This is a genomic window from Marinomonas sp. CT5 (assembly GCF_018336975.1).
Lineage (GTDB): Bacteria > Pseudomonadota > Gammaproteobacteria > Pseudomonadales > Marinomonadaceae > Marinomonas.
Genome location: NZ_CP025572.1, coordinates 4,741,075 through 4,761,072 on the forward strand (window position 1 = coordinate 4,741,075; position 19,998 = coordinate 4,761,072).

Sequence of the window (19,998 nt, forward strand, 5' to 3'; positions counted from 1 at the left end):
TTCCTTGAGTCTGACGGTGTGCGATGGTCAGACCTGCGTTAAAAATCAGGTAGAGCCAACAGCGGCTGACTTCTATTTCGCTAAAATTAGAAGAAGGTTAAGCCCACTTGGAACAGTTGCTCTACCGCTGGAATTTGTTTTTTATTGGTCACAAAAATAATCACATGATCTTCGGCTTGGATAACCAATTCACTGGTGGCGACAAGCATGTCGTCTTCGCGAACAATGGCACCAATGGTTGCGCCTTCTGGTAGATTCAAATTGGCAATACTGCGGCCAACCACTTTGGAAGAACGGTAGTCGCCGTGAGCAACCGCTTCTAATGCTTCCGCAGCTCCTTTACGCATAGAGTGTACGTTCACTACATCTCCACGACGTATATAACTTAGCAATGAGCTGATGGTGGTTTGCTGTGGCGAAATGGCAATATCGATCATGCCTTCTTGAACAATGTCTACGTAGGCTGGGTTATTGATGATAGTCATAACCGTACGCACCCCAAGTACTTTTGCCAACATAGAAGACATAATATTGGCTTCGTCATTATTGGTTAAGGCGCAGAATACGTCAGTGGATTCGATGTTTTCTTCAAGCAATAATTCTTGCTTAGACGCATCGCCATTGAGAACGATTGTGTTGTCCAAGGTTTCTGATAAATATCGGCAACGCTCAGGGTCTCGTTCAATAATCTTGACGCGATATTCTTTTTCCAAACTTTGTGCCAACCGCTCACCAATGTTACCGCCACCGGCGATGATGATACGACGATAAGGAACATCCAACGGACGCATTTCACTCATCACATCCAACACATCACGCTGAGCCGTCAAAAAGAACACTTCATCGTTGGCGCGAATTTGTGTATTGCCATCTGGAGAAATGGATTTCCCATCACGATAAATGGCCGCGATACGTGTTTGAATGGATGGCATGTGTTCTTTCAAAAAACTGATGGGCTGGTCGATCAGTGGACCGCCCTTTTCGGCTTTGACAACTACGAGCTGGACTTTGCCTTCGGCAAACTCCATCACTTGTAAAGCGCCTGGATAACGAATCAAACGGCTTAAATGCTTTGTCACTTCTTTTTCCGGACTGATACGCACATCCATTGGGATGGCTGAGTCGACAAAAAGTTCTGGATAATTAGCATAAGCACTAGAACGAACACGACCGATTTTGGTAGGCGTTTTAAATAAAGTATGCGCAATCTGACAGGCGATCATATTGGTTTCGTCTTGGTTGCTTACAGCAATCAGCATATCGGCATCGTTACAACCAGCTTGGCTTAATACAGCTGGATGGGAGCCACTGCCTTCAACCGTTTGAATATCGAGACGGTCCTGCAATTCTCTAAGGCGAGTTAAGTCCGTATCAATGACGGTAATATCGTTATCTTCACTTGCTAGGTTTTCTGCAAGTGTGGCACCAACTTGGCCCGCACCTATAATGATGATTTTCATAGTCTGCCTTAGAGCGTTATTAGAATGTTTGGCTCTTTTTAGTGTATTAATTCAAATATCAAAGTTGAGTCTTGGGCTTGATTCCACGTGTCTATTTTTCACTCGAATCAAGTAGAGCAAGTTTACCCACATAAGGACAATTATTTAACTTGAACTTGAGAAATACTCGTAATTATTTTGTCTTATTACCTAATCGATTTTTTTCTGGGCTTGGTGAAATACCATAAAATCAGTTTAAGCTTGATTTGCTTTTTTGCTATTCGTGCTAAGAAAGGGTTTACCTCATACTTAAAAGAGTCCAGAAAACTGTGTTCCATGTGGAACAATCTTCTGGACTCTTCTCAAAAACAATCGATGTATCAATGATTTGTTTTATCTATCTGTGCCTATAGCATAAAAATGGTTCATGATTTAGCTTTTGTGGAGCAAGCAATAATAGAACCCATCGTGCCCTTGTAAAGTTGGGAATAGTTGGCGGCCATGACTAACAGGAATCCCCCACTCCAATGCAAACTCCGGTGCAAGTGAATTTAAAGGGACTTCTTTTGCATCTGCTTGGTGTTCTAGAAAGTGTTGAATTTGTTGTTCGTTTTCTTCCGGCATTAAAGAGCACGTCGCGTACAACATGAAACCGCCGGGTTTTAAGGTCGTCCAAACTTGGTTCAGTATCTCACGTTGAATAACCACGAGCTCATCAATATCGGCAGGCTTACGATTTATTTTGATATCAGGGTTACGACGAATGACTCCCGTTGCTGAGCAAGGTACGTCTAAGAGGATCTTGTCGAATGGCTGCCCATCCCACCAATTATTAATATCACCAGCATCGGCACAGATTAAATGAGCGGAATAGCCAAGACGTTCTAAGTTGGATTCTATTTTTTCCATACGCCAAGGCTCAAGCTCAACGGCGGTTAAATGAATGCTATCCGACTTCTCGAGAAGATGACCTGTTTTTCCCCCAGGAGCGGCACAAGCGTCTAGTAATTTTTCTCCGGCTTTTGGCGATAAAATATGAGCGGACAATTGCGCGGCTTCGTCTTGAATACTGACAAAGCCATCTTCAAAATGTGGTAATTCTCCAATCCTAACGGCTTTTTCTAGATACAAAGCTGAATCTGAAAATTCACCAGCTTCCGATTTTATACCCTGTTCCATGAGTGATTTTTTATATGTTTCACGTGAAACTCGTTGCTCATTAACTCGTATGCACATAGGCGGATGGGTATTGCTTGCTTCAATAATCTGCTCAAAATGTTCTGGCCAATGCTTATTAAAACGCTTTACTAGCCATTTTGGCATGTTGAATTCAATAGAAGGTTGGGCTTCTAATGTTTCAACAATCTCATCAGCTTCACGTTGATATCGACGCAGGACGGCGTTCATTAATTTAGTTGCCCAGTCTTTCTTTAAAAGACGACAAGCCTCAACTGTCTCATTAACCGCAGCATGATCTGGCGTGTTCATATAGGTCAATTGATATAAACCTAATAGTAAAGCGGCATATAAATCTGTGTCCTTTTCTTCAAAAGGATGTGCCAATAAATGCAAAGCAATACTGTTAAGGCTTGGATAATGACGACAAACACCGAAACAGAGTTCCTTCAGTAAAGGGATATGTTCGTTTGAAACATCTTCTTGATGACGTATTAGCTGAGTACTCAGTGAACCTTGTTCGAGTAAGACATTTTCGATTACTCTAATAGCCACTTGGCGAGCACTGTGTTGGATAGAACTTGTGTCAGCTTGCATAGTAAGTATTTGACCTATTTTATTATGACGCTTCTTTTTCGAATATTATTCGGCTTGATCAAGCAAACCAAGGCGTTGACCAATTGCCAAAGCGGCTTTATTTTTTCCATTTAGAGCATCTTGTACCTTCATGTGTTTACCGCCAGCAAACTGAACCTCAGTAATACAGATAGAGCCTTGTCCAGTTGCTACAATAACGCCCTCTTTGCTGACGACTAAAATATCACCTGGAATAGAGGCTTCATCACTCACACTGGCTATGTGCGCTGCATGGATTTTCATTACACCTGCAAGGCTATTGGTGTAAGCCACAGGCCAAGGCGATAAGCCTCGAATTTGGCGTTCAATTAATTCAGCGGATAAAGCCCAGTTCACTTCGCCTTCTTGTTTTGCCAGTTTTGCGGCGTAGCAAGATAAGCTCTCGTCTTGTTGTTCCGCTACCAAAGTACCGGCTTTCAATTTTTCTAACGCGTCAATTAAAGCGCTACCACCCAGCACGGCTAGACGATCGTGTAAGCTTGCCGAAGTGTCTGTCGGCTTAATATCGCAATGGGCTTTTAACAACATATCGCCAGTATCCAGACCCACATCCATTTGCATAATGGTTATGCCTGTCTCGCTGTCACCAGCGATCAAAGAGCGATGAATCGGAGCCGCACCGCGCCAGCGAGGAAGCAAGGAAGCATGAACATTGATACAACCCAGTTTAGGCGTGTCCAAAACCACTTTTGGCAGAATGATGCCGTAAGCCGCGACGATCATAATGTCGGCGTTCAAATCCGCTAGCTGCTTTTTATCTTCATCCAGTTTGAAATTCAAAGGCTGATAAACTGGAATCTCGTTGGCTAAGGCCAATTGTTTTACTGGGCTTTGCACTAGCTTTTGACCGCGTCCTGCTGGACGATCTGGCTGAGTATAAACACCGACAATGTCATACTGGTTTTCCGTTTTTGAGTCTAGAATAGCTTGCAGGCTAGCAGCGGCAAATTCCGGCGTGCCAGCAAAAACGATACGAAGTGGTGAGGTAGGCATAAAGGTTCCTTAACAAAAAATCAGGCTAAAGCCTGATTTTATAATACGAGTATCAATGATCTTAGATGAAAAAAAGAGTGTTCTTCTTAACCCTGTTTTTGCGCAAGCTTATGGGCTTTTTCCAGTTTACTCTTGATGCGATTACGTTTAAGTGGAGAGAGGTAATCTACCATCAACTTACCATCAAGGTGATCAATTTCATGTTGAACACACACCGCCATTAGCTCATCTACTTCTAATGAGAAAGGATTGCCATCGCGATCTAGTGCATTTACTTTCACTTTCGCAGCACGATAAATGTGTTCATAGAATCCAGGTACAGACAAACAACCCTCTTGGAACTCGTTTGGCTCATCGTCTAAAACTTCAAACTCTGGGTTAATAAATACAATCGGCTCGTCGCGTTTTTCGGAGAAATCCATCACTACTAAGCGATAGTGATAGTCAACTTGAGTCGCTGCCAAGCCAACACCATTCTCCTCGTACATGGTGTCCAACATGTCATCGATTTGAGTTTGTAGCTCATCAGTAAATTCGGTAATGGGCTCAGCAACTTTGCGTAAGCGTTTGTCTGGGTATTCAAGTACAGTTAAAACAGCCATGATCTTTTCCAACGATGTGTCTTTGTTCATGAGTGGAGAGGTTCTCTCCTACTCTTTTCATTGCTTCTATTGTAACGCAAGTCTGTCCATTGAGCAGTCTTCTCATGGCGGTTTTTTGGTCAATATGATTGAATAGCTTCCATAGCTAAAGACTATTCAATCTTGGCTTTGTATTTTAAGTATTCGATTGGGCAAGGAATGCCCATATTTAACTCGTAAGGAAACGGTCTATCATGCCTACCTCTAACACCTCAGGTCTGTCAAAAAACGATTGGTTATGTTTAAGTTTCTTATCAGGTATTGGCCCATCTCGACTCTCGCGTCTTTATACTTACCTTAGTCAACTTGATGCATCATCTTTAGATTTAGATACGGACACCTTAACCTTGTTTGATGATCCACAGCCGAATAAGGTAGAGCATTCTAAAATAATCACCTACGATTTATTGATCGCATTGAAATGGCCTGAAGTGACTGCTCGCCAAGCCATGGATTATTTTTCTGATGGCATTTTGACCGAAGAACAAACCACTAAGCGTGACGAGGCGTTAGCTTGGCTAGAAGACACCGACCATCATTTAGTACTGCGCGACGACGAGTACTATCCTGACGAATTAAAAGAGATTACCGTGCCGCCCGCTTTTCTGTATGTAGAAGGACGGCCAGAGGTCTTGGCTTTGCCTAAAATAGGTATCGTTGGGGCAAGAAAATGCAGTCGGTATGGTCGTGATGCCACGTTTCAATTTGCCGAACAGTTATCCGCTCGTGGGATATGCGTTGTTAGTGGTGGCGCTATGGGAATTGATACAGCCGCACACCAAGGTGCTTTACATAATCAAACAACCCCCACTATCGCCGTTATGGGTACGGGTTTGTTTCATCGCTATCCAAATCATAATCGTCAGATGTTTGAGGATATTTTAGAGCAAAGTGGTGCCCTAATTAGTGAATACCCACTATCAACCAGCCCGCGACCACACCTTTTTCCTCCTAGGAATCGAATTATTAGCGGACTTAGTATGGGCGTGCTGGTCTCAGAAGCCTCGGTAAAAAGTGGCTCATTAATCAGCGCCAGTTATGCTATTCAACAAAATCGCGAAGTATTCGCGTTACCTGGTCGTTTGAGTGATCCCCAATCTGAAGGCTGCCATCAGCTTATTCGCCAAGGTGCCACCTTGGTCCGACATGTTGACGACATCTTAGCTGAGTGTACAAAGTCTCCCTCTGCACCTATAAAGAACGCAATGGCAGGCAAAAAGCGTGTGTCCAGCAGCAGGAGCCAACCGACGGACAGCGCCCCTATTTTTGCCTCAAACTCGTTTCACTCTTTACCGGATTCCACATCAGAGGATGCCAAAGCCATTACGGTTATTTTGGAGCAAGAAGGTCAAGCCATGGATTTTGATGCTTTGATTCGCCACAGCAATATGGAAGCTGGGTTAATGATGCAGGTATTAATGGAATTGGAATTGTACGGCTGTGTGGAGAATCGAGAAGGTCTTTATTGTCGTTGTTGATTGAGCAATAAAGACCTTCTGATCTTAGGAGAAAAACAAGTGAACTTGTTAGTTGTCGCTAAAAATATCTTTCTTCAGTTGTTTAATATCACGGCGCTCTTTTTTGTTCGGTTTGTGGTCGGACATAATACGGCCACCATAAGATTTGTTTTCTAGCGCGCGTCTTTCTCGTTTCGCAATGGACTCGGGTGTCTCTTCATAAAGAAGCTGTGCTTCTGGCGCACCACGGCGTTGTCCGCTTATGGCTTTAATTTCAACAATCTTTTCATCCCAGCCAAGGCGGATACCAATTAAGGCGCCAATTTCCACATTTCGACTGGCTTTACCCTTACTGCCGTTATACGTCACCTTGCCACCATCAATGGCGTCTTTACAAAGTGAGCGAGTTTTAAAAAAACGTGCGGCCCAAAGCCACTTATCTAAACGAACGGCTTGTGGTGCCGACTGCTTTTCTGGTTTACTCATAAAGAATGCGTTGACCCTATTCTGTTGTCATATTTGAGGCTGTTATGCAGGACGTTAGTAATCACCCAATTTTCCAAGCTCTTCAAAAAATAATACACGATGCTGCCGATGTGATCATGGATATTTATCAACGTGCCGATTTGGGCATCGAGCAAAAGATGGACGACAGCCCAGTGACGGCGGCCGACCTTGCTGCACACAAAGTGATTCTAGCAGGTTTGCAAGCACTTACACCCGATATTCCTATCTTATCCGAAGAAGGCGTGGTGGCGTTTGGAGAGCGTTCTAAGTGGCCCATGTTGTGGATCGTTGATCCGCTGGATGGCACGAAAGAGTTTATTAAGCGTAATGGCGAATTCAGTATTAATATCGCCTTGGTTGAAAACGGCGCACCGATTCTTGGTGTGGTGTATTTGCCGACGACAACCGAAGGCTATTTTGGCGTGACTCAGTCATGGAAAAATTTACCTGTAGGCGCGTTCAAATGGCAGGGTGATGAATACGAAAGCATCAATGTACGTGAACCAAGAGAGCCTATTATTGCCATGACAAGTCGTAGTCACGGCCCTGCTCTTCCTGCGTCATTAAAAAACAAATTGAAAGAAACCTATGAGCAAGTTAGAGAGCTACCAAAAGGCAGCTCAATAAAAGGTTGTCGAATTGCGGAAGGGATTGCGGATTTGCATCTGCGTCGAGGCCCAACAAGCGAATGGGATACCGCCGCTCAGCAAGCCATCATCGAAGCCGCTGGTGGCATGCTCGTCACACCGGATGGCAAACCATTTCGTTACAACCAAAGAGAAACCCTACTCAACGGTCACTTCTTTGTGTCCGGGGCTGAGCTCGCTCCATATGTAATGAACTGGTACCTAGAAAACGAGGGAGAAGAGTAAGCCCTACTCTTCTTTTCTTTAACTTCTTACTCTTCTTTTCTATTACTTAATATTTCTTATCTTATTGTTTCACGTGAAAAAACTGAGTGCGAGCTTCAGCCTTCCACTGGTTCGCCATTCTTTAATCCGCTATTCAGCCTATCTACAATGCGTTCTTGAGCACGTTTTAAAAAATCACTTTGCTGCGGTTTGTCAAAAGATCGTGCAATGGCGACGGTGCCCACTAATGAAACAACAGTCTCTTCTGCCAGTGCTTCCGCTTCTTGGCTACCACGCTTTTTCAGAATCCCAGCGAGGCGTTCAACTAGGCTATCAAAACAGGCTTGATAGGCTTGGCGAACTTTCTCTTCTTTGTGCGCGGCATCGGTAACCAAAAACTCCAGTGGTGATGGATGCTCTGTGTCGTTACGGCTCCAACTTAAATATCGAGTCACTAACGCTTTCAGGTGGGTTTCATTGTTTTCGGTTTGCTTATCATGTCGCGCCCAAAAACCATTGGATGTGGCGAACTGCATAGCTGCTTCATACAGGCTGCTCTTACCGGAAAAATGCGCATAAAAGGCGCCGTGTGTCATGTTGGCCTTTTGCATGATTTGGGTCAGTGTGACGCGATCAAAGCCGTTTGAACAAAACAGTTTCGCGGCGGCTTGTAATATTCGTTGTCTGGTTTGTTCTTTGTGTCTTGGGGTATAAGACATAATTAACCTCCAAAATGAAACTCTAGAGTGACATTGTAAAACGCTTTTTAAATATTATCTTGATCATATATAGACTCACTCTAGCATGAGAACTTTCTTTCTGCTGAAACTTAAGAGGGTTATCTCATGTCGCGTAAAGAACGTATTGTTATTACAGGTATGGGCTTGGTGTCACCACTTGGCTTAGGGGTGACATCGGTTTGGGACCGACTGGTTCGTGGAGAATCTGGAGTTCGCTTATTACCCACGACTTTATCTGACGGTCTAAATACTCTAATTGCTGGTCAAGTACCGAGTCACACAGAACAAACAAACGGCTTGAATGAATCCGAGTATCTGTCACCTAAAGATCGTAAGCGTGTCGATCTGTTCACATTATTCGCTCTGGCAGCGGCGGAAGAAGCTTTAACTCAAGCGGATTGGCACCCTACTTCTGTCGACGATCAAGAAGCCACCGCCACTATCATTGCCACTGGCATTGGTGGTTTGCCGACGATCACTCAAGCGCACACAACCTTAGTGGAACAAGGTGCACGACGTCTTTCCCCTTTCACGGTTCCGGCTTTTCTTGCCAACCTTGCAGCAGGTAACGTGTCTATCAAACACGGATTCAAAGGACCGATAGGAACACCAGTGACCGCTTGTGCGGCGGGCGTACAAGCGATTGGTGATGCAATGCGTCTATTGCGTACGGGTGAAGCGAAAGTGGCTCTGGCTGGCGGAACGGAAGCTTGCATTGATCCTTTGTCGCTAGCTGGGTTTGGCGCACTTAAGGCGCTTTCTACCCGCAATGATGATCCAGAAAAAGCCTCGCGTCCTTTCGATAAAGGTCGTGACGGTTTTGTAATGGGCGAAGGTGCAGGCTTAGTAGTGCTAGAGACGCTGGAGCATGCTTTAGCACGAGGCGCGACTCCATTAGTTGAGGTCGTAGGTTATGGTACCAGTGGCGATGCGTATCACCTGACGTCTGGGCCAGAAAATGGCGAAGGTGCCGCGCGAGCCATGCAAACGGCATTAACCATGGCTGGTATTTCAGCTGAGCAAATTGGCTACGTGAATGCTCATGCGACCTCCACTCCGGTGGGGGATCGAGGCGAGATAAACGCCTTGCGTCGCGTGTTTGGCGAGAAAGTAACGGAGGTGGCGATTTCTTCGACTAAATCTGCCACGGGGCATTTGCTCGGCGCGGCTGGTGGCGTCGAAACCATTTTCAGTGCGCAAGCACTTATCACAGGTGTTCTACCGCCCACTCTTAACCTTGAGAACCCAGAAGACGAAATGGCCGATTTGGATCTTATCCCATTGGTTTCACGTGAAAAAAAGGTTGATTACGTGTTGTGTAATGGCTTTGGTTTTGGCGGAGTGAATGCGGCGCTGATACTGAAACGTTTTACGGCCAAGGAATAAACCACTTTTGCATAAAACCAAAGGCTGCCACAGCAGCCTTTGTTATGCGCATTGAAGATTCATATTATCAATGCTGGATAGATCCAATCGGATAAAATCACCTACTTAATTTCGAATTGCGCAATTTGTTGAGTTAAGCGTGATGCATGACCATGGATATCTTGCCCTGATGCTTTGATATTTTGTGTCGCATGGTAGTTATGTTCGATGCTCTTGGCGATGTCGTCCATATCTTTGGCCATTGCTTGGGTTGTTAGAACGACTTCCTGTATTGACGCCGAGATAGATTGGGTTTGCTCCGCTGCATTCAACGTTAAGGCTTCCACTTCTTTAATAGTGCTGACGGCAGCCTCGCCTTTCTCTTTCCCTGTTGCGACTTGTTCTAAGCTGGTTGCCATGGCCGAGATGACGTTCTGTGTCTCCTGCTGTATGCCTTCGATTTTACTGGTGATACTGCTGGTGGCTTTGACTGTCTGCTCTGCTAGGGTTCTGACTTCATCTGCGACTACAGCAAACCCTCGGCCCGCCTCCCCTGCTCGGGCTGCTTCGATCGCAGCATTCAGCGCCAGTAGATTGGTTTGTTCCGCAACGCCGACAATTAGATCGATGACGGAGTCTATTTCTTTGGAGCGCTCACCAAGCTGAGAGACGCTGATGTGGGTTTGCTCAATAGAAGACGCGACCGCTTGAATGGCGTCAATCGCATTACCAATGACTTGAGCCCCTGACTGAGCGGATTGGTGTGCGTTGTTGGCTGCGTCATTGACCTGTTGTGTCATATTGCTGACGTCGGCGGAGGTGTGAGAAATTTCTTCGGTGGCCGTCGCCAGTGTGTTACTTCGATCTCGAATCTGCTCGCTGCTTGATACAATGGTAAACGCATCGTCACTCAGGTGATCTGCCGTCTCGACCAACACCTGATTACTATCACGTAATTGTGTTACAAGCTGACTCAGGTTAGTGGTCATCGTATTAGAGGTCAGTAGAATTTGATCCAGTTCGTCTTTATGGTTTAGGTTACGGTCTGAATGGTGTGTCAGTTTACCACTCGCGACTTTTTGCAAGCGTTTCAAAATGGTTTGAATTTTTTGGCTCAGCGTGTAAATCAGCATCGAGATGATCGCGCCAATTAAGAGCGTCAGTGCCACACCGCCGATAATAAGGTTACGGCGTGCTTCGATGGCGGTTTCATGGACTTGCAGTTGTGCCGTCTCTAGTAATGGACTTTTCAGGTATTCGGTCACTTGTCTCATGGTAACGGAGTTTTGCTCGCGAGCGGATTCCAAGTGCTGAGATATTTGTTGTAGCGATAGGGATAAGCTGGAAACTTGATTTACGACTGCGCGATAAGACTCAATGGCAGGATTAAAATCCTCTCCAAAACCGATATCGTTGATTTGTTTTACAAGTCGATCGATGAAGCTATTCCAAACATCTAGATTGGCTTGAGATGGGGCAGCGAGAAAATCTTTTTCCTTGGCTCGCACATCTTTAAATGTCGATGCGAACTGTGCCAGTATGGATAGCTGTTGCTGTGCATCATTTGCTTGTTCATTAAGAGCGAATAACGCACCACTTTGATTGTCTGCACCGAGCGATTGCTTGATGTCGAGGAACTGTTTCAGGCTGGTCAGGTAGTTGGGCAGGCTTTTGGCTAATGTTTGCATGTCTTGTTTGGCTTGGCTGTCCAAATATGGGTTTTCAAGCGCATCTCGCACTAGGTTTTGCTGAGACAACGGCCCCAGTTCTTGATACAGCCTGTCCATATTAGTTGGCGTTGGATTGGCGGCCTGGCGCTCAAACTTTAGGAGCGTTACTTCTAAATTGCTTAGATTGGCGTAACTGTCTGCAATACGATTAGCTTTGAGTGATGCGTTTTGCATTTGTTGGAAATTCATGATGGCGTAGAAGCCAAACCCCGCAAAGCCAACACAGACCAAGATTAAGACAGCAATTAATTTTTGACGCAAAGAAAGTGAGATAGACACAATAACTCCTACGTTTGGGCAAGTGTTAAACTAAGACAGGTTTTGTCAGCATATTAAAAAAAAGCCCGTGCGGAGCTCGGGCTATCAAATAAGAAGTACGTAGACTTCCCATTAAGAAGCGTGGAAGAGTCTTTTTTAACTACATTGAAGAAGATAAAAAAGGATGATCACATTTATCAACGTCAATCAATTAACAATAGAGAAGCCAATGGACGATTGAAATGTAAACCTCTAAACCTAAAGTTAGGCGTTGACCAAACTTAGTGGATAGGCAAAATGACATAATAGAAGCCGTTAGCGATGAGGTGACTTAGGTATCATTGGAATTACAGATTGTGTTGAAGAGGGTGTCATGAGTATGAAAAACTATTCGCTTGGTCAAGTAGGTGACTACGAAATCAAGCAGCTTAAAGTGTTTAAAACCGTAGTCGATTGTGGTGGTTTTTCAGCGGCAGAAACCTCTCTTAATATTGGTCGATCAACGATTAGTTTACATATTTCTAATCTAGAGTCTCGTTTGAATTTAGTGTTGTGTAAACGGGGACGAGGTGGCTTTTCTTTGACTGAAGAAGGCCAGATTATTTATCAAATGACGGAAAACTTGCTCGATTCTCTTGATGCCTTTCGAACCACGGTAAATAACCTGAATGCGAGTTTAACGGGAAAGCTTCGCCTTGCCCTTTCTGACAAAGTGAGCCTTGACCCTCGAAGCCATTTCCCGGAGATGATTCAGCGTTTTTCTACGGAAGCGCCAGAAGTATCGATCACCACTAATGTGTCTTCAATGTCCAATATTGAAAGGATGATTTTGAATGATGAGGCGGATATTGGTTTTATTCCTTATCATCGTAAATTGGACGGGCTAAGTTACGTGCATCTATACAGCGATCATTGCTACTTATATTGCGAAAAGAATCATCCATTGGCGTCAATGTCTGTGAAAGAGCAAGATGAAAAAGTGGAGAAATTTCCTGCCACACATGCAGGACTGAAACCACACGAAGCCGTTAGTGAGCAAATCTCACAGATGAATCTGACAGCGATTTCGTATTTTTATGACAGTCGTTTAGCCTTGATATTGTCTGGTTGTTACATCGGCTTTTTACCAGAAAACTTCGCGGCATCTTATGTCGAAGCCGGTAAAATCGTCGCGGTTGCACCAGAGAAGCGCTCTTATACGTTAGGTGTTGCCGTCATATGCAAGAAAACAACTCAGCCTAATAAACCTCGTGACCTGTTTTTAAAAATGCTGCATCAAACAGTTGAAGAGCTCATTTCTGCACCTTATTAAATGCTGTTTTAAAAAGTGTATCTAACTATGGCCAAGGTAATGGCTGATGAGAGTCTGTTTTAAGGCTGTTATCATTCAGCCCTTTGCTTTCTTCTTTTAACCAATCCACAAAGGCTTCAATACGGGCTCTTCTTGGTGAATTTTTTGCATAGTAAGCATAAAACTCAATTTTTTCATTTAGGGCTTTTGGATAGGCCTGAACCAGTGTGCCTTCATCAAGCTCTTTTTGGACCATGAACTTCGGGCATAAAAAAACACCATGGCCAGCTTTTACCGCGCTGATTCCCATGTACCAAGAGCTCACTTCTGCCCACAGAATGCTTTTGTTTCGGATAGGACAAATCGACTGCTCCTCAAACCAGGCTTGCCATTGATAAGAAGAATCGTCCACTTGAATCATCCAGCACTTTAATAAATCAGTGGGTTGAAATAGTCCGATTCTTTCAGCGAGAGAGGGAGAGCATACAGGGATGATGTCTGACGAGATGAGTGTTCGTTTCGTTGTGTTTTGGTTATTGATTGTCAAATGCTGATTATCATCAATACCTACATCTATCTTGCCAGCATGTATGTCTATTCGTTCATCGGCTGAGAATAGCTTTACTGTGATGTCTTTTTGAAGATCTGAGAAGCGCCATAACCTCGGCATTAGCCATAGAGAAACGAAGCTTTGTAATCCAGAAACAAGCAAGGTTCCCTCAACGGGTTCAAGTTTAACGCTGTCCAGTCCTTTACTTATAAAATCAAAGGCTTGAGTAAGATGTTCTGCAAGCTCTACGCCTTGACTGGTGAGTCGCATATCTCGTCCTGAACGATAAAACAGCGGCACTCCCAAATACTCTTCCAATAGGCGAATCTGCTGACTAACGGCTGCTTGGGATACATGCAGTTGCTTTGCTGCCTTGGTATAGCTCAAAGTTTGACTCGCTACTGAAAAATAGTGAGCGGCTTTTAGATGTGTCACACGATTACTCATAAGGTATTACCTAAAACGATATCTATAAGATTTTCTAACGTTACTTGTAAGAATATAGTGTTCGTTTTTACCTCTTTTTGACGAGACAATAAAGTCCTTATCAACAGGAGGTATGATTATGTGGACGTTATTGCTGTGGTTGAATCAGAAAATAGTGGCAGGCTATGAATGGCTAAAAAGCACATATAAGGTGCAGAAAGCTAAGCGTATGATGAAAAAACAGATGATGCTCGCTCGTCATTTACCTGCTTATTTACGTCGTGACATGGGGCTCCCTCCTTATACTGAAAATAAGAATACACAACCTAAAGATTTACCATGAGTTTTTAGATTATCTAATGGACTGCAGGAAAATTTATATAAAAAAACCACTGTGTTACCACAGTGGCTGGGGGCAAGAAACCGTCTTGCAAGAGGAGGCTTATTACTAAAAAATAACGGCTCTAATACAAAGTTTAGACAAGTTCTTTAAAGCAGCGTTTAAAGATTTCCATACCTTCATCGATGATGTCCATCTCGATCGTCAAAGCGGGTAAGAAACGAATAACGTTACCGCGGATACCGCAAGACAAGAGTACCAAACCATTTTCAGCGGCTTTGGCAGAAAGTTGTTTCGCTAGCTCTGGGTAAGGCTTGTTTACATCGCCATCGTGTACAAATTCTATTGCGATCATTGCGCCGGCATTACGAATATCACCAATAACGCTTGGGTATTCCTTTTGGATTTCTTCTAAGTGCTTAACGAAGTGAGCACCTACTTCTACTGCGCGGTCGCACAGCTTCTCTTCTTCGATAACATCAAATACCGCAAGACCCGCCGCACAGCCAATTGGAGAACCGCCATATGTACCACCTAAGCCACCAGGAATTGGCGCATCCATAATGTCTGCTTTACCCACAACCGCAGCGATTGGGAAACCACCCGCGATGCCTTTAGCAGCCGTCATAAGATCCGCTTCAATGCCAGCTTGCTCGTGGCAGAACAGAGTACCAGTACGAGCGAAGCCCGCTTGGATTTCATCCAGAATCAACAGAATGCCGTGATCATCACATAGCTTACGTAGCTTCTGTAGGAAGCTAGCCGACGCGATATAGAAACCACCCTCACCTTGTACTGGCTCGATGATAATTGCCGCAACGCGAGAAGGCTCGATGTCACAAGTAAAGCGCATTTGTAGATCTGCTAAAGCTTGCTCTTCGGTGATACCTAGGTATTCATTTGGGTATGGCACATGGAATATATCGCTTGGGAAAGGACCAAAACCGATTTTGTAAGGGTTTACTTTACCTGTTAGACCCATGGTCATGTTGGTACGTCCGTGGAAACCACCATTGAAGGCGATAATGCCAGGACGACCTGTATGAGCACGAGCAATCTTCACACAGTTTTCCACCGCTTCAGCACCTGTAGTGACGAAGATAGATTTTTTCGGCGTATCCCCTGGTGCTGCGGCGTTTAGCTTCTCTGCTAGTTCGACGGCAGATTCATAAGGCGTCACCATGACACAGGTGTGAGAAAAGCGTTCAAGCTGTGCTTGTACTGCCGCTTTTACCTTTGGATGGTTATGGCCTGTGTTGACTACCGCAATACCGGCCCCAAAATCGATGTGGCGGTTGCCTTCCACGTCCCAAATTTCAGCATTGACAGCGCGGTCCACGTAAACGGGAGCCATGTTGCCTTGACCACGAGCCATGGCGCTTTCTTTACGTCTTTGCAAATCTGTATTTTTCATTTTGTCTTTCACCTTTAGAGCAAGCTCTATGTACATGAAGCGGCTTAGCACCGCCTAAAAGTTAACGATAAGAGAGGTTGAGTAAGGCTACGCCTTACGCCAAGCCGCCCATGCACAAGTATTTAATTTCAACGTATTCATCGATGCCGTACTGAGAGCCTTCGCGACCACTGCCGGACTCTTTTACACCGCCGAATGGCGCCACTTCACTGGAAATAATACCTTCGTTGATGCCCACCATGCCGTATTCTAAAGCCTCAGAAACACGCCAGATACGCGCAATATTTTGGGAATAGAAATAAGATGCCAAACCAAATGGGGTATTGTTTGCCATGGTAACGGCTTCTTCTTCGGTTTTAAATTTGAACAAGGGCGCAACCGGACCAAAGATCTCGTTAGAGAAAATCTCCATGTCTTCTGTCACGCCTGTCAAAATTGTTGGTTCAAAGAACTGTGCACCTGCCGTCGCGGCTGTTGAACCGCCAATGAGAGCCTTTGCTCCTTTCTCGATCGCGTCGCCAACCAGCTGTTCCACTTTGCTGATGGCAGCCGGATTAATCAGAGGACCAATATTTACGCCTTCAGCAAAGCCATCACCTGTTTTCAAGCTAGCGACACGTTTAGCCAATTTTTCTGCGAAGGCATCGTATATGCCTTCTTGCACTAAAATTCGGTTTGCACAAACACAAGTTTGACCGGCATTACGGTATTTGGAGGCGATAGCGCCTTCTACCGCAGCGTCTAGATCGGCATCATCAAATACAATGAAAGGCGCGTTGCCACCCAATTCCATTGACGTGCGTTTTACGGTTTGAGCGCACTGAGAAAGCAGCAATTTGCCCACTGGTGTAGAACCTGTGAAAGACAATTTACGCACGATTGGGTGACCCGTTAATACGCCACCAATGGCTTTCGCATCTTTACCCACAACCACGTTCAAAACGCCCGCTGGAATGCCTGCTTGATGGGCTAATTCAGCCAAGGCCAATGCACACAAAGGGGTTTCGTCAGAAGGCTTAATTACAATCGCACAACCTGCTGCCAGCGCTGGACCGGCTTTACGAGTGATCATCGCAATGGGGAAATTCCATGGTGTGATCGCGGCAACGACGCCAATAGGCTGCTTAATGGTTAATACGCGCTTGTCTTTGGCATAAGTAGGAATCACATCACCATTCAAACGGCGAGCTTCATCGGCAAACCAGTCAATGAAAGAAGCGCCATAGGCGACTTCCCCTTTTGCTTCAGCAAGAGGTTTACCTTGCTCAAGGGTCATCAGCTTGGCTAGGTCGTCTTGGTTATCCAGAATCAGTTGGTTCCAACGGCGTAATAGTGTTGCACGTTCTTTCGCTGTACGGGCTTGCCATTCTTTCTGGGCTTTCTCTGCAGCTTCAACGGCAAGCGTTGTTTCTTCTGCGCCTAAATCCGCAACATCGATAATGTGATCGCCATTCGCTGGGTTGATAATAGCGAATGTTTTTCCAGAATCAGCCGCAATCCACTCGCCATTTACGTAAGATTGGCTTTTCAGTAGATTGGGTTGAGCTAATGTTACTTGCATAATCACTCCAGACTCATCATGAGAGGTTTGTGTACGGATACTTCCATCCGTGATCACTGGATAGTAGGAGAACCAGTGCAAAGGAAAAATGAGAAGCTATCAATGCAATGTTTGATGCTTTTCAAACATTCACACTCCTACAGAGTATTTAAATGTAGTGCTTATTGCCGTTCTCATTAAGGTAAGAGAAAGCATGCGTTCAAGCTTAGGGAGTTAGGGCTTTCCCGCATTTAGTCTGATAGTACGCACATTGCTTTGGATGACGAATTGCAACTAACCCCTGATCTAACCTGGAATAACCGCTTGGTATATAACCGCGTAACGTTAGAACAACGAGGTACACGCCAATCAACGGCTCCTGTTTCAAATACAGATGAAGTGCTACAAACGGTGAATACGTTTGGTTATGACGCGTACCACTCAGACAATTCAGTCTGAATTTAAGTTTTTAGCCTGCTAATCCTATCCACTACTCTATAGGAGGTATTGAAGCATTTACTCTCTGATCGGTAGATTAGTCTCTTGTGTTTGAGAGTCTTAGATGGATAGTGTGTTCAAGGAACATGCCATCGTCCACTTTCATGATTACCATGACTACATAAAAAATGCTGTGCAAAGTCATGACGCGAAAACAAGTGGAGAATAAATAATTATGTCATCTGAAAAACTTGAATCTCTCCCATTTGACGATGGTTTTTATATGCCAAGTGAAAACCATCCCCATGAGGCAATTTGGATGGCATGGCCAGAGCGTTGCGATAACTGGCGTTTAGGGGCGAAACCTGCACAGGCAGTGTTTGTTGAGCTTGCCAAAGCCATTTCAGCGACAACACCTGTGTATATGATTTGCAGTGCGAGCCAATACCAAAATGCGAAGGCGCAATTGGGCGATGCTGCAACGGTAATTGAAATGAGCACCAACGACGCTTGGCTGCGGGATACAGGTCCTAGTTGCCTGTTAAATAAAGATGCCAGCGAGCGCCGCCATTTAGATTGGATTTTTAATGCTTGGGGCGGTTTAGAATGTGGTCTGTATTTCCCTTGGGATAAGGACGACCAAGTGGCGGCTAAAATCGCTGAAATTTACGGTGAAGAGCGTTATCGTGTGCCGATGATTTTAGAAGGTGGTGCGATTCATGTGGATGGCGATGGCACCCTTTATACCACTGAAGAATGTGTTTTTAATCTGGGCCGCAATTCGACTATGAGTAAGTCCGAAGCCGAGGCTATTTTCCGCCAGTATCTTGGTATAGAAAAAGTAATTTGGCTTCCTAGAGGGCTTTATAATGATGAAACCAATGGGCATATAGATGAGCTCATGCATGTAGTGAGCCCTGGTAAAGTCTTGCTTACTTGGTGTGATGATCCAGAAGATCCACAATATGAGATCTCCAGAGAGGCGCTTAGCGTATTAGAAAAAACAACCGATGCTAAAGGTCGCACTATCGAAGTGATTAAAATGCCCATGCCGGGGCCTTTGTATATCACCAAAGAAGAAGCCAGCGGCATCGACCTCGCCGCCGATTCCAGTACGTCTCATATGGATAGAGAGGAAAATACGCGTTTGGCTGCGTCTTACACCAACTTTTTGATTACCAATGGGCAGCTTATTTATCCCAAGTTTAATGCGCCAACGGACGATGAGGCACAGCATATCTTGGCGCAATGTTTTCCAGAGCATCGCCTTACAGGTGTGGCAACGCGGGAAGTGCTATTAGGTGGCGGCAATATCCATTGTATTACTCAGCAAATTCCGAAACGTGCTCGTTAACGTACGGAACATAAAAAGCGTAACAGGAGCGTTATTTTGAATCTAGCTATCTCGTTTGTGTTGTTGATGTTTTCCGCTTGGTTTGATGCTAAGGGCTTTCAATATGCCAGCAAGACGTGGGGATTAGAGGGAAGTATGGCATGGAAACAAGGTGCTTTATCGTTGCTGTTTTTTATGCTTGGGGTGTCGGTTTATATCTATTCCGTACGTTTTTTAGTACTTGCTGGGGTATCCTCTTCCATTGTGCAAACGCTAATTTGGTTTGCTGCCACCATCGCTGGGGTCGCGATTATTAGTGGCGAATGGCTAAAGTGGAGTTCGGTGCAGTACATTGCCTTACTGGCTGTGGTTATTGGCTTAGGCACCTTGATGGCGACCACAGAGCATTAGTTTTCTGTCTAAGAGATTGCATCCTAAAAAAACGCAGAAAGCGTCCACTGATCTGCGTTTTTTTATGGCGTTGATACGAGTCCTGTTGGACGCTATCCGGCTTTAGGTCGCTCCTACAATGTGACGGCTAATCTAGTGTTCTAATCGCTTCAATTGAGAGCTGTGTGTCGTCCTAAAATAAGTTGACGATTTTTTGTTAAGCCAGTATGGATTCCATACTGGCTTTTTCATGCACTTCTTCTGGTGTTTTCATATTAAGACTTAAGTGAGGTCGATACCTATTATAGATATCAATAGACTCACTAATATGCCTTTCTAATTCTTTAAAAGTTCTGCATCTTCCAATCAAAAATTCTTGCTTCAATATGCCATTCACCCTTTCTGCTAACGCATTTTGGTAGCAGTCATAGCCATCTGTCATCGACGGCTTTATTTTATTGCGTTGTAATTCTTTTTGATAAA

19 protein-coding genes are annotated in these 19,998 nt (G+C 44.7%); 8 read left to right on the forward strand and 11 right to left on the reverse strand.

Annotated features, from left to right (window positions below; translation table 11 throughout):
• Positions 1-86: 86 nt before the first annotated feature.
• The 4 genes from trkA to def all read right to left on the reverse strand — a co-directional run bounded on the left by trkA (position 87) and on the right by def (position 4,846).
• Positions 87-1,460 (reverse strand): Trk system potassium transporter TrkA, encoded by a 1,374-nt coding sequence (gene trkA, locus C0J08_RS22490; protein WP_212654081.1) that lies wholly within the window; start codon positions 1,458-1,460, stop codon positions 87-89.
• 411 nt (positions 1,461-1,871) lie between these two features.
• Complete coding sequence (rsmB, locus tag C0J08_RS22495; protein WP_212654082.1) at positions 1,872-3,212, reverse strand: 16S rRNA (cytosine(967)-C(5))-methyltransferase RsmB; 1,341 nt, start codon at positions 3,210-3,212, stop codon at positions 1,872-1,874.
• A gap of 45 nt (positions 3,213-3,257) precedes the next feature.
• A complete protein-coding gene (fmt, locus tag C0J08_RS22500; RefSeq protein ID WP_212654083.1) occupies positions 3,258-4,244 on the reverse strand; it encodes a methionyl-tRNA formyltransferase in 987 nt (328 codons plus the stop codon).
• 86 nt (positions 4,245-4,330) lie between these two features.
• A complete protein-coding gene (gene def / locus C0J08_RS22505) occupies positions 4,331-4,846 on the reverse strand; it encodes a peptide deformylase (protein WP_212654084.1) in 516 nt (171 codons plus the stop codon).
• Between the two features lie 233 nt (positions 4,847-5,079).
• Here def and dprA point away from each other — a divergent pair, with 233 nt between their 5' ends.
• On the forward strand, positions 5,080-6,363 hold the full coding sequence (gene dprA / locus C0J08_RS22510) for a DNA-processing protein DprA (RefSeq protein ID WP_212654085.1): 1,284 nt from the start codon (positions 5,080-5,082) through the stop codon (positions 6,361-6,363).
• 48 nt (positions 6,364-6,411) lie between these two features.
• Here the strand turns inward: dprA and C0J08_RS22515 are convergent, their stop codons facing one another.
• Positions 6,412-6,828, reverse strand: coding sequence for an RNA-binding S4 domain-containing protein (locus C0J08_RS22515; RefSeq protein WP_212654086.1), 417 nt, complete (start codon positions 6,826-6,828; stop codon positions 6,412-6,414).
• 44 nt (positions 6,829-6,872) lie between these two features.
• Here C0J08_RS22515 and cysQ point away from each other — a divergent pair, with 44 nt between their 5' ends.
• On the forward strand, positions 6,873-7,721 hold the full coding sequence (gene cysQ, locus C0J08_RS22520; RefSeq protein ID WP_212654087.1) for a 3'(2'),5'-bisphosphate nucleotidase CysQ: 849 nt from the start codon (positions 6,873-6,875) through the stop codon (positions 7,719-7,721).
• A gap of 95 nt (positions 7,722-7,816) precedes the next feature.
• On the opposite strand, the gene C0J08_RS22525 is transcribed toward cysQ, so the two are convergent.
• Positions 7,817-8,419 carry a TetR/AcrR family transcriptional regulator gene (locus C0J08_RS22525; RefSeq protein WP_212654088.1) on the reverse strand — a complete coding sequence of 201 codons (603 nt, stop codon included), beginning with the start codon at positions 8,417-8,419 and terminating at the stop codon, positions 7,817-7,819.
• Positions 8,420-8,545: 126 nt separating this feature from the next.
• Here C0J08_RS22525 and fabF point away from each other — a divergent pair, with 126 nt between their 5' ends.
• Entirely contained in the window at positions 8,546-9,826 is a 1,281-nt protein-coding gene (fabF, locus tag C0J08_RS22530) for a beta-ketoacyl-ACP synthase II (protein WP_212654089.1), read from the forward strand.
• Between the two features lie 101 nt (positions 9,827-9,927).
• On the opposite strand, the gene C0J08_RS22535 is transcribed toward fabF, so the two are convergent.
• Positions 9,928-11,814, reverse strand: a complete 1,887-nt coding sequence (locus tag C0J08_RS22535) for a methyl-accepting chemotaxis protein (RefSeq protein ID WP_212654090.1) — start codon at positions 11,812-11,814, stop codon at positions 9,928-9,930.
• 352 nt (positions 11,815-12,166) lie between these two features.
• Between C0J08_RS22535 and C0J08_RS22540 the strand changes: the two genes are divergently transcribed.
• Positions 12,167-13,105 carry a LysR family transcriptional regulator gene (locus C0J08_RS22540; RefSeq protein ID WP_212654091.1) on the forward strand — a complete coding sequence of 313 codons (939 nt, stop codon included), beginning with the start codon at positions 12,167-12,169 and terminating at the stop codon, positions 13,103-13,105.
• Between the two features lie 25 nt (positions 13,106-13,130).
• Here the strand turns inward: C0J08_RS22540 and C0J08_RS22545 are convergent, their stop codons facing one another.
• The gene (locus C0J08_RS22545) at positions 13,131-14,081 is read right to left on the reverse strand and encodes a LysR substrate-binding domain-containing protein (protein WP_212654092.1); all 951 of its coding nucleotides are present in this window, start codon (positions 14,079-14,081) and stop codon (positions 13,131-13,133) included.
• Between the two features lie 118 nt (positions 14,082-14,199).
• On the opposite strand from C0J08_RS22545, the gene C0J08_RS22550 reads away from it, so the two are divergent.
• On the forward strand, positions 14,200-14,403 hold the full coding sequence (locus C0J08_RS22550) for a hypothetical protein (protein WP_212654093.1): 204 nt from the start codon (positions 14,200-14,202) through the stop codon (positions 14,401-14,403).
• Positions 14,404-14,536: 133 nt separating this feature from the next.
• On the opposite strand, the gene gabT is transcribed toward C0J08_RS22550, so the two are convergent.
• Positions 14,537-15,814: a 4-aminobutyrate--2-oxoglutarate transaminase gene (gene gabT, locus C0J08_RS22555; protein WP_212654094.1), complete on the reverse strand. Its 1,278-nt coding sequence runs from the start codon at positions 15,812-15,814 to the stop codon at positions 14,537-14,539.
• A gap of 94 nt (positions 15,815-15,908) precedes the next feature.
• Positions 15,909-17,375, reverse strand: a complete 1,467-nt coding sequence (locus C0J08_RS22560) for an NAD-dependent succinate-semialdehyde dehydrogenase (protein ID WP_212654095.1) — start codon at positions 17,373-17,375, stop codon at positions 15,909-15,911.
• Between the two features lie 267 nt (positions 17,376-17,642).
• Between C0J08_RS22560 and C0J08_RS22565 the strand changes: the two genes are divergently transcribed.
• The 3 genes from C0J08_RS22565 (at position 17,643) to C0J08_RS22575 (ending at position 19,536) form a co-directional block, all read left to right on the forward strand.
• Positions 17,643-17,813, forward strand: a complete 171-nt coding sequence (locus C0J08_RS22565) for a hypothetical protein (protein WP_212654096.1) — start codon at positions 17,643-17,645, stop codon at positions 17,811-17,813.
• 214 nt (positions 17,814-18,027) lie between these two features.
• Positions 18,028-19,146, forward strand: coding sequence for an agmatine deiminase (gene aguA, locus C0J08_RS22570; RefSeq protein ID WP_212654097.1), 1,119 nt, complete (start codon positions 18,028-18,030; stop codon positions 19,144-19,146).
• A gap of 36 nt (positions 19,147-19,182) precedes the next feature.
• Entirely contained in the window at positions 19,183-19,536 is a 354-nt protein-coding gene (locus C0J08_RS22575; RefSeq protein ID WP_212654098.1) for a hypothetical protein, read from the forward strand.
• Positions 19,537-19,732: 196 nt separating this feature from the next.
• On the opposite strand, the gene C0J08_RS22695 is transcribed toward C0J08_RS22575, so the two are convergent.
• On the reverse strand, positions 19,733-19,998 hold a 266-nt coding region (locus C0J08_RS22695; RefSeq protein ID WP_212652676.1), incomplete at its 5' end, for an integrase core domain-containing protein.